Annotated in this window: 16 protein-coding genes and 1 tRNA gene; 11 read left to right on the top strand and 6 right to left on the bottom strand. The window is 73.0% G+C overall.

All coding sequences use genetic code 11. The annotated features are described in order from the left end of the window. The first annotated feature begins 134 nt into the window (after positions 1–134). The gene (locus tag ACFQ9Z_RS24940) at positions 135–731 is read left to right on the top strand and encodes a histidine phosphatase family protein (protein ID WP_383022711.1); all 597 of its coding nucleotides are present in this window, start codon (positions 135–137) and stop codon (positions 729–731) included. A gap of 135 nt (positions 732–866) precedes the next feature. On the opposite strand, the gene ACFQ9Z_RS24935 is transcribed toward ACFQ9Z_RS24940, so the two are convergent. Next, positions 867–2,309 (bottom strand): hypothetical protein, encoded by a 1,443-nt coding sequence (locus ACFQ9Z_RS24935; protein ID WP_383022709.1) that lies wholly within the window; start codon positions 2,307–2,309, stop codon positions 867–869. A gap of 266 nt (positions 2,310–2,575) precedes the next feature. On the opposite strand from ACFQ9Z_RS24935, the gene ACFQ9Z_RS24930 reads away from it, so the two are divergent. Together ACFQ9Z_RS24930 and ACFQ9Z_RS24925 are read left to right on the top strand one after the other, a co-directional pair. Further along, a complete protein-coding gene (locus tag ACFQ9Z_RS24930) occupies positions 2,576–2,986 on the top strand; it encodes a hypothetical protein (protein ID WP_383022707.1) in 411 nt (136 codons plus the stop codon). A gap of 34 nt (positions 2,987–3,020) precedes the next feature. Next, a complete protein-coding gene (locus ACFQ9Z_RS24925) occupies positions 3,021–3,890 on the top strand; it encodes a spermidine synthase (protein ID WP_383022705.1) in 870 nt (289 codons plus the stop codon). A gap of 18 nt (positions 3,891–3,908) precedes the next feature. Here ACFQ9Z_RS24925 and ACFQ9Z_RS24920 read toward each other — a convergent pair whose 3' ends face one another. Continuing rightward, positions 3,909–4,436 (bottom strand): hypothetical protein, encoded by a 528-nt coding sequence (locus ACFQ9Z_RS24920; RefSeq protein ID WP_383022702.1) that lies wholly within the window; start codon positions 4,434–4,436, stop codon positions 3,909–3,911. Positions 4,437–4,534: 98 nt separating this feature from the next. Here ACFQ9Z_RS24920 and ACFQ9Z_RS24915 point away from each other — a divergent pair, with 98 nt between their 5' ends. From ACFQ9Z_RS24915 to ACFQ9Z_RS24905, 3 genes are all read left to right on the top strand, one after another. Then, entirely contained in the window at positions 4,535–5,242 is a 708-nt protein-coding gene (locus ACFQ9Z_RS24915) for a response regulator transcription factor (RefSeq protein ID WP_383022700.1), read from the top strand. Beyond that, entirely contained in the window at positions 5,239–6,615 is a 1,377-nt protein-coding gene (locus ACFQ9Z_RS24910) for a sensor histidine kinase (RefSeq protein ID WP_383022698.1), read from the top strand. Before ACFQ9Z_RS24915 ends, ACFQ9Z_RS24910 begins: the two co-directional genes overlap by 4 nt. A gap of 175 nt (positions 6,616–6,790) precedes the next feature. Continuing rightward, positions 6,791–8,245 (top strand): cellulose binding domain-containing protein, encoded by a 1,455-nt coding sequence (locus ACFQ9Z_RS24905; protein ID WP_383022696.1) that lies wholly within the window; start codon positions 6,791–6,793, stop codon positions 8,243–8,245. 137 nt (positions 8,246–8,382) lie between these two features. Here ACFQ9Z_RS24905 and ACFQ9Z_RS24900 read toward each other — a convergent pair whose 3' ends face one another. Both ACFQ9Z_RS24900 and ACFQ9Z_RS24895 read right to left on the bottom strand, forming a co-directional pair. After that, positions 8,383–9,816, bottom strand: a complete 1,434-nt coding sequence (locus ACFQ9Z_RS24900) for a GH1 family beta-glucosidase (protein WP_383022693.1) — start codon at positions 9,814–9,816, stop codon at positions 8,383–8,385. Between the two features lie 450 nt (positions 9,817–10,266). Further along, complete coding sequence (locus tag ACFQ9Z_RS24895) at positions 10,267–11,304, bottom strand: LacI family DNA-binding transcriptional regulator (RefSeq protein ID WP_383022691.1); 1,038 nt, start codon at positions 11,302–11,304, stop codon at positions 10,267–10,269. Between the two features lie 496 nt (positions 11,305–11,800). Here ACFQ9Z_RS24895 and ACFQ9Z_RS24890 point away from each other — a divergent pair, with 496 nt between their 5' ends. The 5 genes from ACFQ9Z_RS24890 (at position 11,801) to ACFQ9Z_RS24870 (ending at position 18,517) form a co-directional block, all read left to right on the top strand. Then, positions 11,801–13,126, top strand: a complete 1,326-nt coding sequence (locus tag ACFQ9Z_RS24890; protein ID WP_383022687.1) for an ABC transporter substrate-binding protein — start codon at positions 11,801–11,803, stop codon at positions 13,124–13,126. A gap of 680 nt (positions 13,127–13,806) precedes the next feature. Continuing rightward, entirely contained in the window at positions 13,807–14,799 is a 993-nt protein-coding gene (locus tag ACFQ9Z_RS24885; protein WP_383022684.1) for a carbohydrate ABC transporter permease, read from the top strand. Positions 14,800–14,813: 14 nt separating this feature from the next. Continuing rightward, positions 14,814–15,734, top strand: coding sequence for a carbohydrate ABC transporter permease (locus ACFQ9Z_RS24880; protein WP_383022682.1), 921 nt, complete (start codon positions 14,814–14,816; stop codon positions 15,732–15,734). A gap of 63 nt (positions 15,735–15,797) precedes the next feature. After that, the gene (locus tag ACFQ9Z_RS24875; RefSeq protein WP_383022680.1) at positions 15,798–17,255 is read left to right on the top strand and encodes a GH1 family beta-glucosidase; all 1,458 of its coding nucleotides are present in this window, start codon (positions 15,798–15,800) and stop codon (positions 17,253–17,255) included. A 206-nt stretch (positions 17,256–17,461) separates the two neighbouring features. Further along, a complete protein-coding gene (locus tag ACFQ9Z_RS24870) occupies positions 17,462–18,517 on the top strand; it encodes a LacI family DNA-binding transcriptional regulator (RefSeq protein WP_383022677.1) in 1,056 nt (351 codons plus the stop codon). Between the two features lie 139 nt (positions 18,518–18,656). Here ACFQ9Z_RS24870 and ACFQ9Z_RS24865 read toward each other — a convergent pair. Together ACFQ9Z_RS24865 and orn are read right to left on the bottom strand one after the other, a co-directional pair. Continuing rightward, positions 18,657–18,729: transfer RNA gene (locus tag ACFQ9Z_RS24865), tRNA-His, on the bottom strand. A gap of 128 nt (positions 18,730–18,857) precedes the next feature. Continuing rightward, positions 18,858–19,460, bottom strand: coding sequence for an oligoribonuclease (gene orn, locus ACFQ9Z_RS24860; RefSeq protein WP_383022673.1), 603 nt, complete (start codon positions 19,458–19,460; stop codon positions 18,858–18,860). Positions 19,461–19,550 lie beyond the last annotated feature (90 nt).

Below are 19,550 nucleotides of genomic sequence, written 5' to 3'. Positions count from 1 at the left end.
CGGGCGCTTCAGACCTCAAAGACGCCGGGATCTCCCGCCGGGTTGCCCCTGTCCGGGCTGAGCGATGATGGGACTACCGCGTCTTCCGTTCGAGATGCCCGAGATCTGTTCACCTTGTCCCCGAAAGGCTCCCCATGGCACCGCGCATCCTGCTGGCCCGGCACGGACAGACCGAATGGTCGCTGTCCGGCAAGCACACCGGCAGGACCGACATCCCGCTCCTGGAGGAGGGGCGGCGCGGGGCCAAGCTGCTCGGCGAGCGGCTGCACCGCGCTCCGCTGGACGGGCTGCCGGCCGCCGAGGTGCGGACCAGTCCGCTGGTGCGCGCGCGTGAGACGTGCGAACTGGCCGGGTTCGGTGAGCGTGCGGACGTCTGGGACACGCTCATGGAATGGGACTACGGCGCCTACGAGGGCATGACCCCCGCCGAGATCCAGGCCGTCCGGCCCGGCTGGCTGATCTGGCGGGACGGGGTGCCCGAGGGGGAGGGCCTGGCGGAGGTCACCGCGCGCGCGGACGAGGTGGTGGACTGGGCGCGCTCGGCGGACCGGGACGTGCTGGTGTTCGCGCACGGGCACATCCTGCGGGCGATCGGGGCGCGGTGGCTGGGGATGCCGCTGTCGTTCGGGGCGCGGATACGGCTGAATCCGACCTCGCTTTCGGTGCTGGGGTGGGCCTACGGGGAGCCGGCCGTCGAGAGCTGGAACGACTCGGGGCACCTGGCCGGGTGAGCGGTGCCGCTCCGGTGCCCGGCGCTGCTCCGGGTGCTCGGTGTCGGTGCCGGGCGGGGACCTGCCCGCGCCTGTTGGGGTGCCGTCGGCCCACCCGGGCCGCCCCTGGCGGCACGGGCGGGCGCGGCTCGGAGGTCAGACCCGGGCCGGTCGTGGGGCGGCGGCGTGGCGGTCGAGGAAGTCCGAGACGCCCGACGTGCGGCGGTGGGGGAGCAGGACGCGGGCCGTGCCCGCCAGCATGGTCTGGATGCGGGAGGACTGGACCTGGGTGAGCAGGTCCAGGACGCGCAGACCCGCCGCCGCCGCCTCGTCGGGGCGGCCCTCACGGGCCAGGTCGTCGGCCAGCTCGGCGGTGTAGAGGGCGATGTTGCGGGTGAAGTGGGGATCCTGGAGGTGCGCCGCCCGGCGGGCGTGCCGGGACGCGCGCCGCCAGTCGCCCAGCGTCGACCAGCACTGCGCCTCCAGGCCCTCCAGCTCGGCCTCCCCGTAGAAGCTCATCCACTCGGGGTCGGCGTCCGAGCGGCCCCGCTCGAAGAGGGCCTGCGCCCGGGCCAGCGCCTGTTCGCAGCCCGTGCGGTCGGCGAGGCCCGCCCAGCCGCCCGCCTCGCGCAGCGCGAGCAGGGACATCAGCCGGGGCGAGCCCAGCGGGGCGGCGGCGCGCCGGGCGGCCTGCGCGGCCCGTACCGCCTCCCGGGGGCGGCCGGCGTCGCGGGCGAGGAACGCGGTGTTGCAGAACGCGTGCGCCTCCAGGGCCGGGTCACCGGTCATCCGGGCCGTGGCCAGCGCCTCGGCGTAGTGCGAGCGGGCGTCGTCGAAGCGCCCGGAGTCGTGTGCCAGCCAGCCCACCGAGATGGCCAGTTCACCGGCGCCCGAATGCAGTCGCTCGGCGGTCGTCTGCCGGGTCGCGCCGGCGTCCAGAAGCGCGTACGCGGCGCGCAGCGGGGCGGCGGCGCGCCGGTACAGGCCGTCCGCGCCGTGCCGGTCGTCGAGCAGCCGGATGCTGCGGACGGCCTCCTCCAGGGCCGCCGCCTCGGGGGTGCCGACGCGGCGTGGCGGACGGACCGCCGCCGTGGCGTCGATGGTGAGCCCCAGCGGGCCCAGCGTGGCGGCGGCCATCGTGGCGCCGCCGCCGGTCATGAATGCGCGACGCAGCACGTCGCTCTCCTCGTGGTTCAGGTGGTCGTTCTCGTGCGGGTCGTACCGGTCCTGCGTGTCATACGGCTCATGGGACGCCCGCGTCTCAGTGGTACCGAACACCGCGGGTGCCTGCGGGACCGTGCGCGCCGCCCGCCCGCGGACGGACGAGCGCGGCGCGAAGCCGAGGTCGGTGAGCGTGCGGCCGGGGAACATGTGCAGGAACACCCGTTCGTACGCGTAGTTCGGGCAGCGGATCTCACCTGCCTCCACCCTGCCGACGTAGCGCGCGTCACAGCTCACCCGCTCGCCGATCTCGCGCGCGGCCCGGCGCACCAGCGCCGCGAACTCGGCCGGTGAGCGCCGGCCGCGAAGCCGCCGGAAGGCGAGGTTCGGCCGTGCGGGCCGTTCGGGCTGTGACGAGGTCTCCGTTGACGACGCCATGGCCGGGTCCTCTCGTGCGAACCGTCGAACCATGCCGGATCCGAGGTGGATTCGGGCTGAGTTGTCCGTGTGACACCCTGGTTCCGGCGAGCAAGAACGTACCCGCTGTGTCGGACCCGCGACGCAGTGTTTGGCTACAAAACGGATATCTCATGCGAGATCTGCCATGAACTGCCATCCTTTGCGGCGCACTTACGCCGTAGCCGTTGACGCTCTCGCGCGTTGGACTTCTCGAACCGCAAACGTGCAGCGTGGTGGAGGCCGGCATGGCGACCAGCCAGAGCAACGATCCCTGTACACCGGGCGCGCCACCGTCTTCGACGGAGGGTGACGCGACGTGCGACCTGGTGACGGTGCCGGCCCGGCAGGGGCTCGAGGCCGTCGACATCCTGCGGCGCGGCGCGCCGGAGACGGTAGGTCCCGTCCTGCACGACGACGGCTGCGACACCCTCGGCTTCCTGGTCCCGGCGGGCACCGCCGCCTGCTGGGACGTGCCGGGCAGCACCTGCACGGAGACCGACGGGCGCGGACTCAGACTCAACCCCGAGCCCCCGGTGGCGGGCTCGGACTGGCTGCTGCCGCCCGGTGAGGCCGACCTCGCGACCGATCCCGCGGTGCTGCGCCGGGCCCTCGGGGAGGCGGCCCGGCTGATCGAGGCGGCCGACAACTGCCGGTGACGCACCCGCCCGGGGCGCCTGCGAAAATGGGCCGATGGGCAGGTCCAGGAACAACCGGCGCAGGACGGCCGCCGCGCAGGCGGTCACGGAGACCGTCGACGGCGGGCTCGCGCAGCTCATACCCGACCCCGACCGGCCCCGCGCCTGGACGCTGCTGATCGACGGGGCGCCGCAGTCGCACGTGGACCTGGACGACCCCGCGTACCTCTCCTTCGAGTACCAGCGCCGGCTCGGTCACGTCATCGACCTCGCCGCGCCGCCCGGCCGGCCGGTGCAGGCCGTGCACCTGGGCGGCGGCGCCCTCACGCTCGCCCGCTACGTCGCCGCCACCCGCCCGCGCTCCACCCAGCAGGTCGTCGAGCGGGACGCGGCCCTCGTCCAACTGGTCCGGCGGGAACTGCCGCTTGATCCGAACGCGCGGATACGGGTGCGGTCGGCGGACGCCCGCGCGGGTCTGGCCAAGGTCCCGGACGGCTGGGCCGACCTGGTCGTCGCCGACGTCTTCAGCGGCGCCCGGACCCCCGCCCACCTCACCTCCACCGAGTTCCTCGACGAGGTCCGCCGCGCCCTCAAGCCCTCCGGCGTCTACGCCGCCAACCTCGCCGACGGCCCGCCGCTCGCCCACCTGCGCGGCCAGATAGCCACCGCCGCCGCCCGCTTCCCCGAGCTCGCGCTGATCGCGGACGCGGCCGTGCTGCGCGGCAAGCGCTTCGGCAACGCCATACTGGCCGCCTCCGACCTGCCGCTGCCGGTCGCCGAACTCACCCGACGCGCCGCCTCCGACCCGCACCCGGGCAGGGTCGAACACGGCAGGCAGCTCACCGACTTCACCGGCGGCGCCGCCCCCGTCACGGACGCGGTCGCGGTGGCCTCCCCGGCCCCGCCGCCCTCGGTGTTCCGCTGACCGCCAGCGCAAGGCCCGTCAGTACGTGCCCACTTCGACGTGCGGCGGGCCGTCGTGCCAGGTGCAGAACACCGACACCCGGTCCGCATCCCGGCTGAACTCCACCCGGATCCAGCTCTCCGTCTTCCACACCTGCATCGACCAGCCGGTGCCCGGGGTCGCCGAGACGAGCGTCGCGTCGGCGGTGCCCAGGTCGAAGACCGCCCGGCCGCCGTCGGTGTCGTAGGCCCTGACCCGGCCGGAGGCGGTGGGTCCGGCGGTGGGGGAGGCGACCGGGGAGGGAACGGCGGAGCGGGACGGGGCAGGGGAGGGCGTGCGGGCGGCCGGCGTTCCGGCCGACGGGCTCTGCGTCCGGGGCGTCCGGGCGGTCGGCGAACCCACCGGCTTCGACCGCTGCGTGGCGGTGCCGGCCACCGTGACCGGCAGGGCGCGCGGCGGGTCGTACGCCGTGCCGGCCATGACCGTGTGCACACCCCACCACGACAGGGTGACCGCCGCGCCCGTGGCGAGCAGCCAGGCCAGTACGTGTACAAGTCCTCTGCGCATCGCGGCCCATACTGCCCCAGGGGCACCGGGATGCGCACTCGCCCCGGGTTGTCCACAGGCCCGCACCGGTGCCGGCCGCATGGCGTACGGTGCGGCGCATGGCAAGTGTGCTCGTGGTCGAGGACGACCAGTTCGTGCGCTCGGCGCTCATCCGGCACCTGACCGACGCCTCGCACACCGTGCGCAGCGTCGGTACGGCGCTGGAGGCGCTGCGCGAGGTCGCCCATCTCCGTTTCGACGTGGTGATCCTGGACCTCGGACTGCCCGACCTGGACGGCTCCGAGGCCCTGAAGATGCTGCGCGGCATCACCGACGTCCCCGTCATCATCGCCACCGCCCGGGACGACGAGGCGGAGATCGTCCGGCTGCTCAACGCGGGCGCGGACGACTACCTGACCAAGCCGTTCTCGGTCGAGCACCTGTCGGCCCGCATGGCGGCCGTGCTGCGCCGGGCCCGGTCGACGGGCGGGGAGGCGCCGCCCTCCAGCGTCCTGCGGGTCGGCGGGCTCACCGTCGACCCGCTGCGCCGCCAGGCCGAACTGGACGGCGTCCGGCTCGACCTGACCCGCCGAGAGTTCGACCTGCTCGCCTTCCTCGCCGGCCGCCCCGGTGTCGTCGTGGCCCGCAGAGAACTCCTCGCCGAGGTCTGGCAGCAGTCCTACGGCGACGACCAGACCATAGACGTCCATCTGTCCTGGCTGCGCCGCAAACTGGGGGAGACCGCGGCCCGGCCGCGCTATCTGCACACCCTCCGGGGCGTCGGCGTGAAGCTGGAACCGCCCCAGGGAACGGAGCCGCCGCGATGAGATGGGCTCTGGTCAAGGTGTGCCTCGCCGTCACCACCATGGTCGTGGTCGCCTTCGCGGTACCGCTCGGGCTGGTCGTCAAGGAGATGGCCCGCGACCGGGCGTTCTCCAACGCCGAGCGGGAGGCCGCCGCCGTCGCCCCCGCGCTGTCCATCACCACCGACCGCGACAAGCTGGAACGGGTGGTGGCCTCCGCCGGGGCCGACTCCGGGATGGCCGTGCACCTGCCCGCCGACGGCGGCCGGGAAGCGCTCGACCTCGGCCGGCGGCGCGCCTCGGGCAAGGACATCGAGGCCGTGCGGAGACTGGGCCGCGCCTCCACCACCTCCGTCCCCGGCGGCTCCACGCTGCTGCAGCCGGTGGCGCTCGGCTCCGGCTCGATCGCGGTCGTCGAGGTGTACGTGCCCGAGTCCGAGGTGAGCAACGGCGTCGGCACGGCCTGGGCGGTGCTCGCGGCGGTCGGCCTCGCGCTGATCGTCGGCTCGGTCGCGGTCGCCGACCGGCTCGGGGTGCGCATGGTGCGGCCCGCCCGGCGACTGGTCGAGGGCGCGCACGAGCTGGGCGAGGGCAAGCTGGGCGCGCGGGTGCCGGAGGATGGTCCGACCGAACTGCGGCTCGCCGCGGTCGCGTTCAACTCCATGGCCGACCAGGTCGTACAGCTCCTGGCCAACGAGCGGGAGCTGGCCGCGGACCTGTCGCACCGGCTGCGCACCCCGCTGACCGTGCTGCGGCTGAACGCGGCCTCCCTGGGCGCCGGGCCCGCCGCCGAGCAGACCCGCGCGGCCGTCGCCCAGCTGGAGGGCGAGGTCGACACCATCATCCGCACCGCCCGGGAGGCCAAGCCGCAGACCGCGGCCGCCGGTCCGGGCGCGGGCTGCGACGCGGCCGAAGTGGTGCGCGAACGGATGGAGTTCTGGTCCGCTCTGGCCGAGGACGAGGGCCGCAAATGGCGGGTGGCCGGGGTGGAGCGTCCGGTGCGCATACCCGTCGCCCGGGCCGATCTGGCCGCCGCGCTCGACGCGCTGCTCGGCAACGTCTTCCGGCACACGGCCGAGGGCACTGCCTTCGCGGTCGACGTGCACAACGCCGAGGACGCGGTGATCGTGCTGATCTCCGACGCGGGCCCCGGCATACCCGACCCCGCGGCGGCGATGGCCCGCGGCCGCGGCTCCGGCAGCGCGGGCTCGACCGGGCTCGGCCTGGACATCGTGCGCCGCCTCGCCGAGGCCACCGGTGGTGATGTGCGCATCGGCTCCTCCGTGCTGGGCGGGACCGAGGTGCGGATCTGGTTCCAGCTCCACGGGCGGAAACCGGCCGGCCGGGGACACCGGGGGAGCGTGCGCGGACGCCGGCGTGCGGCGGCCGCCCGCTGACGCTCCGTCCGCACCGGACCACGGATCGGTCTCGACCTTTAACCGTCCCCGATCCCTTCCTTAAGCGCACCCTAAGGACCGCCACGGCGGTCCCCATAGGCCCGTTTGCCCGTTTCCGGCTCGCTAGCGTGCTGCCGCACCCCACCCCCCGTGAACAGCGAAGGCAGGCACGCGCATGAGCACGCACCGGCGCAGGATCAGTGGCAGGAACAAGGCGATCGGATCCGTGGTGGCCGCGGCCGTGGTCGGTGGCGGCGCCCTCCTGCTGACCGGTACGGCGAACGCGGCCGGGGTCGCCGCCGCGTACACGAGGACGAGCGACTGGTCGACGGGGTACACCGCGCAGTACGTCGTCACCAACAACAGCGGCCAGACCGAGAAGACCTGGAAGCTGGAGTTCGACCTGCCCGCCGGGGCGAAGCTCGGCTCCCTGTGGAACGCGGAGTCCAGCGTCAGCGGGCAGCACGTCACCGTCAAGCCCGCGAAGTGGGACACCGACGGCCTGGCCGTGGGCAAGTCGGTCACCATCGGCTTCGTGGTCAACGGCACGGGCGACCCGACCGGCTGCCGCGTCGACGACGCGCAGTGCTCCGCGGACGACGGCGCCACCCCCGAGCCGAGCGGCCGCCCGACCCAGACCCAGACCCCGGCCCCCAGCGCGACGCCGAGCCAGAGCGCCACCCCCACCCAGAGCACGGCCCCGACCCCCTCGCAGAGCCCCGGCACCGGCACCACCACCTCGGCCGGCTTCGCCCCCTACGTGGACACCTCCCTCTACCCGGCCTTCGACCTCCTCGCCGCGGCCGACGCGACGGGTGTGAAGAACTTCAACCTCGCCTTCGTCACCGACGGCGGCGGCTGCACCCCCAAGTGGGGCGGCGTCACCGACCTCACCGGCGACGCGGTGGCCGCGCAGATAGGCGCGCTGCGCGCCAAGGGCGGCGACGTCCGGGTCTCCTTCGGCGGGGCCTCCGGCTCGGAGCTGGCCACCACCTGCTCCTCGGCGGACGCGCTGGCGGCGGCCTACGGCAAGGCCGTGGACGCCTTCAAGCTGACCAAGGTCGACTTCGACGTCGAGGGCGGCGCGCTGCCCAACACCGCGGCCAACACCCGCCGGGCCCAGGCCATCGCCAAGCTCCAGGCCCAGCACCCGGGCCTCGACGTCTCCTTCACCCTGCCGGTGATGCCCGAAGGACTGACCCAGGACGGCGTGAACCTCCTGTCCGACGCCAAGTCCAACGGCGTGCGGATCAACGCCGTCAACATCATGGCGATGGACTACGGCGCCTCCTACAGCGGCGACATGGGCACCTACGCCGAGCAGGCCGCCACCGCCACCCAGGCCCAGATCAAGGGCGTGCTGGGGCTGTCCGACTCCGCCGCCTGGAAGACGGTCGCGGTCACCCCGATGATCGGGGTCAACGACGTCTCCTCCGAGGTCTTCAAGGTGGACGACGCCACCCAGCTCGTGAACTTCGCCAAGTCCAAGGGCCTCGGCTGGCTCTCCATGTGGTCCGCGACCCGCGACAAGCAGTGCGACGGCGGCGCCAAGCCCACCGCCGACGCCACCTGCAGCTCCATCACCCAGGACCGGTTCGCCTTCGCCAAGGCGTTCGGCGCCCTCGGCTGACCGGCGCCACCGAGGCTCACGGGCACGCGGCACGACGCGGGCGCGGCACCCCCTATCCAGGTGCCGCGCCCGACCCCCCCATGACCGGACGGCGCGTCAGGTCACCGGCCGGTCGGCAAGGGCACCGGACGGCGCCGTCAGGCCGCCGGCTCCACCGCCGCCGGCAGCGCACCCGCCCGGGCCACCTCGCCGTACCAGCGGGCGCTCGACTTCGGGGTGCGCTCCAGCGTCGAGTAGTCCACGTACACCGCGCCGAACCGCTTGTCGTAGCCGTACGCCCACTCGAAGTTGTCCAGCAGGGACCACAGGTAGTAGCCGCGCACGTCGGCGCCGTCGGCGATGGCCCGGCGGACCGCCGCCAGGTGGCCGTGCAGATAGGCGATGCGCTCGGGGTCGTGCACCCGGCCGTCGGCGTCGGGCTTGTCGTCGTAGGCCGCGCCGTTCTCCGTGATGTACAGCGGCAGCCCCGGCGCCTCGCGCGAGTAGCGCATGATCAGCTCGTGCAGCCCGGTCGGGTCGATCGTCCAGCCCATCTCGGTCCGCTCGCCCGGCGTCTGGTGGAAGAGCACGTCGCCGGCGGCCGGCCAGGGGGAGTGCTCACTGGCGCCGTGACCGTCCGCCCGGGGGCCCGCGGCCCTGCCGTCCGCCGCCGAGACCAGAACCGGGGTGTAGTAGTTGAGGCCCAGCGCGTCCAGCGGCGTCCTGATCGTGCGGAGGTCGCCGTCGAGCACGAACGACCAGTCGGTCACCGGGGCGGTCTCGGCGAACAGGGTCTCCGGGTAGGCGCCGTGCAGGACCGGGCCGTGGAAGACGCCGTTGGCCAGGTTGTCGATCCGCCGGGCCGCCGCCAGATCGTCCGGGCTCTGCGAGAACGGGCGTATCACCTGGGAGTTGAGGCTGAGCGCGAGCTGGTTGCCGGCCGGCAGCACCGAGCGCAGGGCCGCCGCGCCCAGGCCGTGCGCCAGATTGAGGTGGTGGGCCGCGCGCAGGGCGGCGGCCGGATCGGTGCGCCCGGGGGCGTGCACGCCCGAGCCGTAGCCCAGGAAGGCGCTGCACCACGGCTCGTTGAGGGTGATCCACTGGTCGACCCGGTCGCCGAGCGCCTCGCCGACCAGCCGCGCGTACTCGGCGAACCGGTGGGCGGTGTCCCGCTCCGGCCAGCCACCCGCGTCCTCCAGCTCCTGGGGCAGGTCCCAGTGGTAGAGGGTGATCGCCGGCTTGATGCCGTGCGCCAGCAGCTCGTCCACCAGGCGGCGGTAGAAGTCCAGGCCCACCTGGACCGCCGGGCCCCGGCCGGTCGGCTGCACCCGGGACCAGGAGACGGAGAAGCGGTAGGCGGTCAGGCCCAGTTCCGCCATCAGCGCCACGTCGTCGCGGTAGCGGTGGTAGTGGTCGACGGCGATGTCACCGGTCTCACCGCCGGCCGTCCTGCCGGGGGTGTGGCTGAAGGTGTCCCAGATGGAAGGGGTTCGGCCGTCCTCCCGTACCGCGCCCTCGATCTGGTACGCGGAGGTGGCGGCGCCCCAGAGGAAGGCAGGCGGGAAGGTCGCGGTCGGCAAGGGCTCTGTCATGGAAGGACTCCCCGGATCGGCTGCGACCCATTGTGCATGGGAGCGCTCCCACACGAAACCCTTTTCGCCTCCCGATACGCGTTCTCACAGCTTGGGGGCGGCTGCGGGCGCCGCCGAACGGCGGCCCGTACGCGGCTCGGTACGCAGCCCGAGCGGGCGCGCGCACAGCTCTGGGCCGTCCCGGTGCGGAGTCTGGGACGGCCCGGAACGCGGCTCGCGGCCGGCTCGTAGCGAAGCCCCCGCGCGGTTCCGGTTCCCGGCCCGTCACCGGTTCCGGTTCGCGACCCGGAGCGGGTTCCGGTTGGCGGCCCCGGGCCGGTTCCGGTCACCGGCTGGACCGCGCGCCGCCGACGTCGCCGAGGCCGTCGCTGTCGCCATCGCCAGCGCCATCGCCGCGGCCGTGGCCGTGGCCGAGGTCGTCACCGACGCCGAGGCCGTCGCCGTCGTCGCTCAGGCGGACTCCCGTACGACCAACCGGGTCGGCAGGACCACCGCGCGCCGGCCGGCCCGGCCGGCGACCTCGTCCAGCAGCAGCTCCGCCATCGCGCGTCCCATCTCCTCCATCGGCTGGCGGACGCTGGTCAGCGGCGGGTCGACGTGCCGGGCCACGATCGAGTCGTCGAAGCCGACGACGGCCACGTCGTCCGGCACCCGCCGGCCCGCGGCGCGCAGTTCCAGCACCGCCCCGGAGGCCATCACGTCGGAGGCCGCGAACACCGCGTCCAGTCCGGGGCGCCGCCGCAGCAGCTCGCGCATCGCCGCGCGCCCGCCCTCCTCCGTGAAGTCGCCCTGCTCGATCAGCTCCTCGTCCACCGTGACCCCGGCGGTCCGCAGTGCCTCCCGGTAGCCGTCGAGCCGGGTCCGGGCGGCGTCCATGTCCAGTGGCCCGGTGATGGTGGCGACGGTGCGCCGTCCCCTGTCCAGCAGGTGCCGGACCGCGCTCCGGGCGCCGCCGTCGTTGTCCGCGCGGACGTGGCCGAGCGGTTCCGGATCGCCGCGCCGCCCGGCCAGCACGGTGGGCACGGACAGCTCGTCCAGCAGGTCCGGCAGGGTGTCGTCGCGGTGGACCGCCACCATCAGCACGCCGTCCACCCGTTGGGCGGTCAGGTACGAGGCCAGGCGCCGGTGCTTCCTCTCGTCGCGCGCGAGCACCAGCAGCAACTGCATGCCGGCGCGGGTGAGCCGGGCGGAGGCGCCCCGGATGATGCCCGAGAAGTACGGCTCGGCGAACAAGCGGCTCTCGGCCTCCGGAACGACCAGCGCCACGGCGTCCGTACGGCGCGTGGCCAGGGAGCGCGCGGCGCGGTTGGGGACGTAGCCGAGTTCGGCGATCGCCTTCTCCACCGCCGCCCTCGACCGGTCGCTGACCTTCGGGGAGCCGTTGAGCACCCGGGAGACCGTGCCACGGCCGACACCGGCCCGAGCGGCCACGGCGTTCAGCGTCGGGCGCCGGACGCCGAGTGCTTCGGGCGGCTGGGCGTGGCTCATCGTTCACCTTCCGGTGTGCGGCATGGGGTCGCCTCATTGTGTCCCAGTGCCTTCCGCGGCCGTCCGCCCTGTCCGGGCCGTCCGCCGGGCCTGAGCGAAGATCACCACTGTGACCAGCGTGAATCCATCGCACCACGGGCCGATGTCCAGACTGCGACAGGGGATTTCGTGACACGTTCACGTGACGTATGGGACACGCTCAGGCAACAACGCTGTTTTCAAGTCTTGACACCCGACCCCCACAGCAAGGAGTCTTCCGGCATGCCGCGTGGGAGCGGTCCCACGGAGTGGTCCGGGGGGTCGGCCCGCGTGGGTCAAAGCACTGATGGCCTTTCCCTCTACCACGCACGACACACCGTTGACCAGCGTCTTTGCACCGCACGCCGCGTGCTGTGAGCCGGCCGCTGCTCGAACTCGAGAGGGCAGGTCCGGACCGCCGACCCTTGGCGGTCTGCTTCCTGGGGTCCCGTTTCCCACCGGAACAAGGAGTAGTGGAATGCGCATCACCGGTACCGACGGCGGAGGCGGTCGCCGTCGCAGAGCGGCGGCCCTCGCCACCACGGTCCTGACGGCGTCGGCCCTGCTGCTGACGGGTTGCAGCAGCGACGACGACTCGGACGCCTCCGGGTCCGACGGCTCGATCACGCTCACCGTGGCCGACTTCGGGCAGTTCGGCTACAAGGAGGCCGACCTGTTCGCCAAGTACCACAAGCTCCACCCGAACATCACGGTGAAGGAAGAGGTCACCGCCAACGAGCAGGACTACTACCCCAAGCTCCTTCAGCAGCTGAACACGGGCAGCGGTCTGGGAGACGTCACCGGTATCGAGGTCGGCCGTATCAAGGAGGTCGTCGACACCCAGGCGGACAAGTTCGCCGACCTGAGCAAGTCGATCGACGTGAAGAACTGGGTGTCCTGGAAGGAGAAGCAGGCCACCACGAAGGACGGCAAGGTCATAGGCGCCGGTACCGACATCGGCCCGATGTCGCTGTGCTACCGCCGCGACCTGTTCGAGAAGGCGGGCCTGCCCACCGACCGCGAGGCCGTCGCCAAGGCGATCGCGGGCGGCTGGGAGGACTACCTGAAGCTCGGCGAGCAGTACAAGAAGAAGGCGCCCGCCGGCACCTACTTCATGGACTCCGCGAGCGCCATGTTCAACGCGGTCGTCAGCTCCTCGGACAAGCAGTACTACGACACCGACGGCAAGCCGGTCTACAAGGACAGCGCGTCCGTGCAGCAGGGCTGGAACCTGGCCGCGGAGGCCGCGTCCAAGAAGCTGACCCACGGTCTGCCGCAGTTCACCGACGCCTGGACGGCGGCGCTGCGCAAGGGCAGCGTGGCCACGGTGGCGTGCCCCGCCTGGATGGCCGGCCAGATCTCCACCAACTCCGGTGACGCCTACAAGGGCAAGTGGGACATCTCCCGCGCGCCCGGTTCCACGGCCGCCAACTGGGGTGGCTCCTTCCTCGCGATCCCGCAGGGCGGCAAGCACGTCAAGGAGGCCACCGAGCTGGTCAAGTGGCTGACCGCGCCCGAGCAGCAGGCCGCCGTGTTCAAGGCGATCGGCGTCTTCCCGTCCAACCAGGGCGCCTACGGGCTGGCCGACGTGAAGAGCGCGAAGCTCCCGTACTTCAACGACGCCCCGATCGGCCAGATCTACGCCGAGGAGGCCAAGTCCATCCCCGAGGCGGTGCTCGGCCCGAAGGACGCCGTGATCAAGGACACGATCTCGAACCAGATCAACAACATGGAGCAGCGGGGCACCAAGCCCGCCGACGCATGGAAGGCCGCGACCGAGTCGATCGACAAGGCGATCGGCTGACGCGCGCCGGGGCGGGCCGGTCCCTCGGACCGCCCGCCCCGCGCCCGCGCGTCCGGCCGGGCGGCGCCGAACCGGTGTCGTGACCGCGAGGGCCCGCCGGCCGCCGGGCGCCGTCGCGGCGCCACCGGTTCGGCGCCGCCCGGCGTCCGGCGCCGACGGCGGCGGATCCGCTCGCCGGTCCAGCCACCGCACCGGTCCAGCCACCGCACCGGCCGGGCCACCGCAGCGGCGAGGCACCGGCCGGGCCACCGCCCGTAGCGCGGCACCGGCCCGGAAGCCGCACCCGGAAGCCGCAACCGGCGGACGGGCTCCGGCGGCCCGGCTCCGGGAGACCGGCGCCGGCGGCCCGGACCCGGTGGGCCCGCTTCTGCGGACCCGACCCGGTGACCCGGCTCCTGTGACCCGGCTCCGGTGAACAGGCCCCCGGCGAACCGGCCTCGGTGAACAGGCCTAGGTGAACCGGCCTCGGTGAACAGGCCTAGGTGAACCGCCGTCGGCGAACCGGCCCCCGCGAACCGGGGCCGCCGGCCGGGATCCGGGACGCCGGGCCCTGGCTGCCGGGCCGGCCGGCTCGGTACCGTACCGGCCGCCGCGGCGCGCGGACGGGGGCCGGCGCGCGGTCCGGTGGACGCCCCGCCCGCCCCGTATCCGGCCGTAACCCTGCAGACAAGGACTCCTCCGTGGCAACAGCAACCCCCACCCGGGGCGCGTACAGCCCGCCGCCCGGCGGTTCCGGCGCCGTGCCGAACGGCCCCCGCTCGTGGCGCAGCCGCCTGTGGCGCTTCGACGACCTGGCGTCGCCGTACGCCTACATCGCGCCCTTCTTCCTCATCTTCGGAGCCTTCGGGCTCTATCCGCTCCTCTACACCGGCTGGATCGCCCTGCACCGGGTCGAGATGACCAGTCTCGGCCAGTCCGAGTGGGTCGGCTGGGACAACTTCGCCAAGATCCTCCAGGACTCGGAGTTCTGGACCGCGGTCCTCAACACCTTCGTCATCGGCGTCATATCGACCGTGCCCCAGCTCCTCGTGGCGCTGGGTCTGGCTCACCTGCTCAACTACAAGCTGCGCGCCAGCACGTTCTGGCGGACCCTCATCCTCACCCCGTACGCCACCTCGGTGGCGACCGCGGCGCTGGTCTTCGCCCTGGTCTTCCGGGCGGACGGCGGCATCCTCAACTGGGTGCTGCACTTCGCCGGCGTCGACAACATCGACTGGGGCAACGGCGAGTGGACGTCCAAGATCGCCATCTCGGTCATCGTGATCTGGCGCTGGACCGGCTACAACGCCCTGATCTACCTGGCCGCCATGCAGGCCGTGCCGACCGACCTGTACGAGGCCGCCTCGATCGACGGCGCCTCGCGGTGGCAGCAGTTCCGCAAGGTGACGATCCCCTCGCTGCGGCCGACGATCCTGTTCACCATCGTCATCTCGACCATCGGCTCCATGCAGCTGTTCGGCGAGCCGCTGCTGCTCCAGGGCGGCACGCTCGGGTCCATCGGCGGCAGCGAGCACCAGTACGAAACCCTCAGCATCTACCTCTTCAACTACGGCTGGAAGCTGGGTCACCTGGGTCCGGCCGCCGCCGTGGCCTGGGCGATGCTCGTCCTGCTGCTGCTGATCGCCCTGATCAACTGGATCGTCGGCCGGTTCGTGCGCAAGAGCGCGGCCTGACGGGAGCGACTTCGATGACCACGACCAGTCCCATCAAGACCGCGGCCGACCTCACCCCGGCCCGCCCGCCCGCCACCGGCAGCGGCGGCCGCACCCGCCTCAGGATCGGCGCCGGCCAGCAGCTCAAGGGCGGCCCCTTCACCTACGTGGCCCTCGTCATCGTCGGCCTGGGCTCGATCTTCCCGCTGTACTGGACCCTGGTGGCCGCCTCGCACGACCAGCAGCGGGTGCTGGACAGCCCGCCGCCGCTGCTGCCCGGCGGCAGGCTGTGGAGCAACCTCCAGGCCGCCTGGGACCAGGCCCACCTGGGCAAGGCCATCGTCAACAGCGTCGTCGTGGCCGGCTGCATCACCGTGGCGACCCTGTTCTTCTGCACGCTGGCCGGGTACGCCTTCGCCAAGATGCGCTTCCGCGGCCGCGGCTTCCTGATGACCGCCGTCATCGCCACCCTGACCATCCCGCCGCAGCTCAGCGTCGTCCCGCTGTTCATGATGATGTCGGACATCGGCTGGGGCGGGAAGCTGGAGTCGGTGATCTTCCCGACCCTGGTCGGCGCCTTCGGCGTCTTCTTCATGCGCCAGTACCTGCTGGAGGCCCTGCCCTACGAGCTGGTCGAGGCGGCCAAGGTGGACGGCGCGACCAACTTCCGCATCGTGTGGAGCGTGGTCCTGCCCGTGGCCCGGCCCGCCATGATGGTGCTCGGGATGCTCACCTTCGTGCAGGCGTGGAACGACTTCTTCTGGCCCTTCCTCGCCCTGAACCAGCAGAACCCCACCATCCAGGTGGCGCTCGGCCAGCTCAGCGCCTCCTACACCCCCGACCAGAGCATCGTCATGGCCGGTGCGCTGATCAGCACGCTGCCGCTGCTGCTGGTCTTCGTGATCTTCGGCAAGCAGATCGTCGGGGGCATCATGTCGGGCGCCGTCAAGGGCTGACGGCACAGCCGTCCCGGGCAGCAGACCGACCTTTCCACACGCCACTTTGGGAGCGCTCTCACCATGACCGCTGTACGACCCGAGCCGACGACCCGGCCGGCCGCGGACCTCTCCTTCCCGCCCGGTTTCGTCTGGGGCACGGCCACCGCCGCCTACCAGGTCGAGGGCGCGGCCGCCGAGGACGGACGCACGCCCTCCATCTGGGACACCTTCAGCCACACGCCCGGCAAGGTGCGCAACGGCGACACCGGCGACATCGCCGCCGACCACTACCACCGGTACCGCGACGACGTGGCGCTGATGAAGGACCTCGGCCTCAAGGCGTACCGGTTCTCCGTCTCCTGGTCCCGGGTGCAGCCCACCGGACGGGGTCCCGCCGTCGAACGCGGCCTGGACTTCTACCGCCGCCTCACCGACGAACTGCTCGAGGCCGGCATCACCCCCGTCGCCACCCTCTACCACTGGGACCTGCCCCAGGAGCTGGAGGACGCGGGCGGCTGGCCGCAGCGGGACACCGCGCACCGCTTCGCCGAGTACGCCGAGGCGGTGGGCCGGGCCCTCGGGGACCGCGTCGGAGTGTGGACCACGCTCAACGAACCGTGGTGCTCGGCCTTCCTCGGCTACGGCTCCGGCGTGCACGCGCCCGGCCGCACCGACCCGGCCGCCACGCTGCGCGCCGCCCACCACCTCAACCTGGCGCACGGCCGGGCGGTCGGGGCGCTGCGCTCGGTCCTGCCCGGCTCCGCGCAGCTGTCCATCACCCTCAACCTGCACCAGGTGCGCCCGCTCACGGACGCCCCCGGCGACGCGGAGGCGGCCCGCCGCATCGACGCGGTCGGCAACCGGATCTTCACCGGCCCGATCCTCGACGGCGCCTACCCCGAGGACCTGCTCGCGGACACCGCCCGCATCGTCGACTGGGACGAGCTGGTGCACGCCGACGACCTCGCCGAGATCTCCCGCCCGATCGACGTGCTCGGCGTCAACTACTACTCGCCGACCGTCGTCTCACTGCCCGCCGACGGCGCCGGCGCCACCAAGAACGACGGCCACGGCGCCAGCGACCACTCGCCGTGGACGGGCGCGGAGGACGTCGCCTTCCACCTCGCCAACGACGAGCTGACGGCGATGAACTGGGCCATCGACGCGAACGGGCTGCACACCCTGCTGACCGGCACGGCGGCGGCGCACCCCGGGCTGCCGCTGATGGTCACCGAGAACGGTGCGGCCTTCGACGACTACGTCTCGCCCGAGGGGAAGGTGAACGACCCGCAGCGGATCGCCTACCTCCGCGGTCACCTGGACGCGGTCCGGCGGGCCATCGCCGACGGCGTCGACGTGCGGGGCTACTTCCTGTGGTCGCTGCTGGACAACTTCGAGTGGTCCTACGGCTACTCCAAGCGGTTCGGCGCGGTCTACGTCGACTACGGCACCCAGCGCCGCATCCCCAAGGCCAGCGCCCACTGGTACGCCGACGTCATCCGCCGCAACGCGCTGCCGGACGCCGACCCGCGGGTGTGACGTCCGCCCACGGCCGGGCCGGGGCGCCGCCGCGACGGCGGCGGCGCCCCGGCGCCGTCGCGGCCGGCCCGCCCGGGGCCGGGCTCCGCGGGCGGCGCAGGCGCGGGATGATTGAGAGCGGGTGCTGTGGGATCTCGGTTACATTCCTGGCCGGACGGTAGCGGACAATCCCCCGGCCGGTCGGTTGTGAGCGGGAGGCGGAGACCATGCCAGTCAACGGAGAGCGGAGCCGGAGCAGTCGGCGGCCGACGCTGGAAGAGGTCGCCGCGCGTGCCGGTGTCGGCCGGGGCACGGTCTCCCGCGTGATCAACGGCTCGCCCCGGGTGAGCGAGGCGACCCGCGCCGCCGTGGAGGCGGCCGTGGCGGAACTCGGCTACGTGCCCAACACCGCCGCGCGGGCCCTCGCGGCCAACCGCACCGACGCCATCGCGCTGGTGGTGCCGGAGCCGGAGACCCGCTTCTTCTCGGAACCGTACTTCTCCGACATGCTGCGCGGTGTCGGCGCCGAACTCTCCGACAGCGAGATGCAGTTGCTGCTGATCTTCGCGGGCAGCGACCGGGAGCGGCAGCGGCTCGCGCAGTACCTGGCCGCCCATCGCGTCGACGGGGTCCTGCTGGTCTCCGTGCACGCCGACGACCCGCTGCCGGACATGCTCTCCCAGCTCGAGATCCCCGCGGTGATCAGCGGCCCCCGCTCGGCCGCCGAGACGCTGACCTCGGTGGACTCGGACAACTACGGCGGCGCCCGGTCCGCGGTGGAGCACCTGTTCTCCCGGGGCCGCCGCCGGATCGCCCACATCACCGGCCGCCTCGACGTCTACGGAGCCCAGCGCCGTGTCGACGGCTACCGCGACGCCCTGAGCGACGCGGGCCTGCCCGTGGACGAGAGCCTGATCGAGCCCGGCGACTTCACCGACGAGGGCGGCCGGCGCGCCATGACGACGCTGCTGGAGCGCCATCCCGACCTGGACGCGGTCTTCGCCGGCTCCGACGTCATGGCGGCGGGCGCCCGGCAGGTGCTGCGCGAGGCGGGCCGCAGCGTCCCCGGCGACGTGGCCCTGGTCGGCTACGACGACTCGGCCGTCGCCCGGCACATGGACCCGCCGCTGACCAGCGTCCGGCAGCCGATCGAGGAGATGGGCCGCGCCATGATCGACCTGCTCCTCGCCGAGATCGCCGGCCGCCGCCCGACACCCTCCCGGGACCCGCGCCGACAGCATGCGGTCCTGCCCACGGAACTGGTGGAACGGGGCTCGTCCTGAGGCGCCGGCCCTCCGGGTGGCGGACGACGCCGGTCGTCCGCCACCCCGAGGGCGGACGGGGCGTGGACGCGGCACGGACGGCAGAAACGAATCAGCCGGTGACCCGATCTCTCGATCGGGTCACCGGCTGATTACCCAGGGTGAGTGACGGGACTCGAACCCGCGGCATCCTGGACCACAACCAGGTGCTCTACCAGCTGAGCTACACCCACCATGACCAGTGATCCGGGGAGTTCTTTCCCCGACCGGCCGAGAAGAAGTCTACAGGGTCCGAAGGGGTGCTCGCGCACGGGTTTCCGCGCGCGTCCCGGCCGGACCCCACGGCGCCGGTCCCGCGTTCCTAGCCCGCCGGCAGCACGTGCTTGGCGGCGATCGCCTTCGCGGTGTCCGAGTCCGGGCCGGGCTGCGGGACGAAGATCGCCTCGCGGTAGTAGCGCAGCTCGGCGATCGACTCGCGGATGTCGGCGAGGGCGCGGTGGTTGCCGTTCTTCTCCGGGCTGTTGTAGTAGGCCCGGGGGTACCAGCGGCGGGCCAGCTCCTTGACCGAGGAGACGTCGACGATGCGGTAGTGGAGGTAGTCCTCCAGGGTGGGCATGTCGCGCAGCAGGAAACCGCGGTCGGTGCCGACGGAGTTGCCGCACAGCGGGGCCCTGCCGGGCTCCTTGACGTGCTCGCGGACGTAGGCGAGGACCTGCGCCTCGGCGTCGGCCAGCGTGGTGCCGCCGGCCAGCTCCTCCAGCAGCCCGGACGCGGTGTGCATCTCGCGCACCACCTCCGGCATCGTCTCCAGGGCCGAGTCCGGCGGGCGGATGACGATGTCCACCCCCTCGCCGAGCACGTTCAGCTCGGAGTCGGTGACGAGGGCGGCCACCTCGATGAGCGCGTCGTCGGACAGCGAGAGGCCGGTCATCTCGCAGTCGATCCACACCATGCGATCGTTCATGAGTCTCACCTTACGGCGCGGCGCCCCGGGCCGGACCGGGCGTGCGGCGACCTTGTCGGTGTGCACACAGAAGAACGACGGCGGAAGGGG

Source organism: Streptomyces sp. NPDC056580, from assembly GCF_042793175.1.
Lineage (GTDB): Bacteria > Actinomycetota > Actinomycetes > Streptomycetales > Streptomycetaceae > Streptomyces.
The sequence above is the reverse complement of the archived record's forward strand: the minus strand, read 5'-3'. Positions and strand labels throughout refer to the sequence as shown.

Bases quoted from the DNA above. Each gene is read 5' to 3' on its own strand.
- ACFQ9Z_RS24910 (WP_383022698.1), top strand. From the start codon at position 5,239: ATGAGATGGGCTCTGGTCAAGGTGTGCCTCGCCGTCACCACCATGGTC.
- ACFQ9Z_RS24870 (WP_383022677.1), top strand. From the start codon at position 17,462: ATGCCAGTCAACGGAGAGCGGAGCCGGAGCAGTCGGCGGCCGACGCTG.
- ACFQ9Z_RS24895 (WP_383022691.1), bottom strand. From the start codon at position 11,304: ATGAGCCACGCCCAGCCGCCCGAAGCACTCGGCGTCCGGCGCCCGACG.
- ACFQ9Z_RS24890 (WP_383022687.1), top strand. From the start codon at position 11,801: ATGCGCATCACCGGTACCGACGGCGGAGGCGGTCGCCGTCGCAGAGCG.
- ACFQ9Z_RS24905 (WP_383022696.1), top strand. From the start codon at position 6,791: ATGAGCACGCACCGGCGCAGGATCAGTGGCAGGAACAAGGCGATCGGA.
- orn (WP_383022673.1), bottom strand. From the start codon at position 19,460: ATGAACGATCGCATGGTGTGGATCGACTGCGAGATGACCGGCCTCTCG.
- ACFQ9Z_RS24915 (WP_383022700.1), top strand. From the start codon at position 4,535: ATGGCAAGTGTGCTCGTGGTCGAGGACGACCAGTTCGTGCGCTCGGCG.
- ACFQ9Z_RS24925 (WP_383022705.1), top strand. From the start codon at position 3,021: ATGGGCAGGTCCAGGAACAACCGGCGCAGGACGGCCGCCGCGCAGGCG.
- ACFQ9Z_RS24930 (WP_383022707.1), top strand. From the start codon at position 2,576: ATGGCGACCAGCCAGAGCAACGATCCCTGTACACCGGGCGCGCCACCG.
- ACFQ9Z_RS24920 (WP_383022702.1), bottom strand. From the start codon at position 4,436: ATGCGCAGAGGACTTGTACACGTACTGGCCTGGCTGCTCGCCACGGGC.
- ACFQ9Z_RS24940 (WP_383022711.1), top strand. From the start codon at position 135: ATGGCACCGCGCATCCTGCTGGCCCGGCACGGACAGACCGAATGGTCG.
- ACFQ9Z_RS24880 (WP_383022682.1), top strand. From the start codon at position 14,814: ATGACCACGACCAGTCCCATCAAGACCGCGGCCGACCTCACCCCGGCC.
- ACFQ9Z_RS24935 (WP_383022709.1), bottom strand. From the start codon at position 2,309: ATGGCGTCGTCAACGGAGACCTCGTCACAGCCCGAACGGCCCGCACGG.
- ACFQ9Z_RS24875 (WP_383022680.1), top strand. From the start codon at position 15,798: ATGACCGCTGTACGACCCGAGCCGACGACCCGGCCGGCCGCGGACCTC.
- ACFQ9Z_RS24900 (WP_383022693.1), bottom strand. From the start codon at position 9,816: ATGACAGAGCCCTTGCCGACCGCGACCTTCCCGCCTGCCTTCCTCTGG.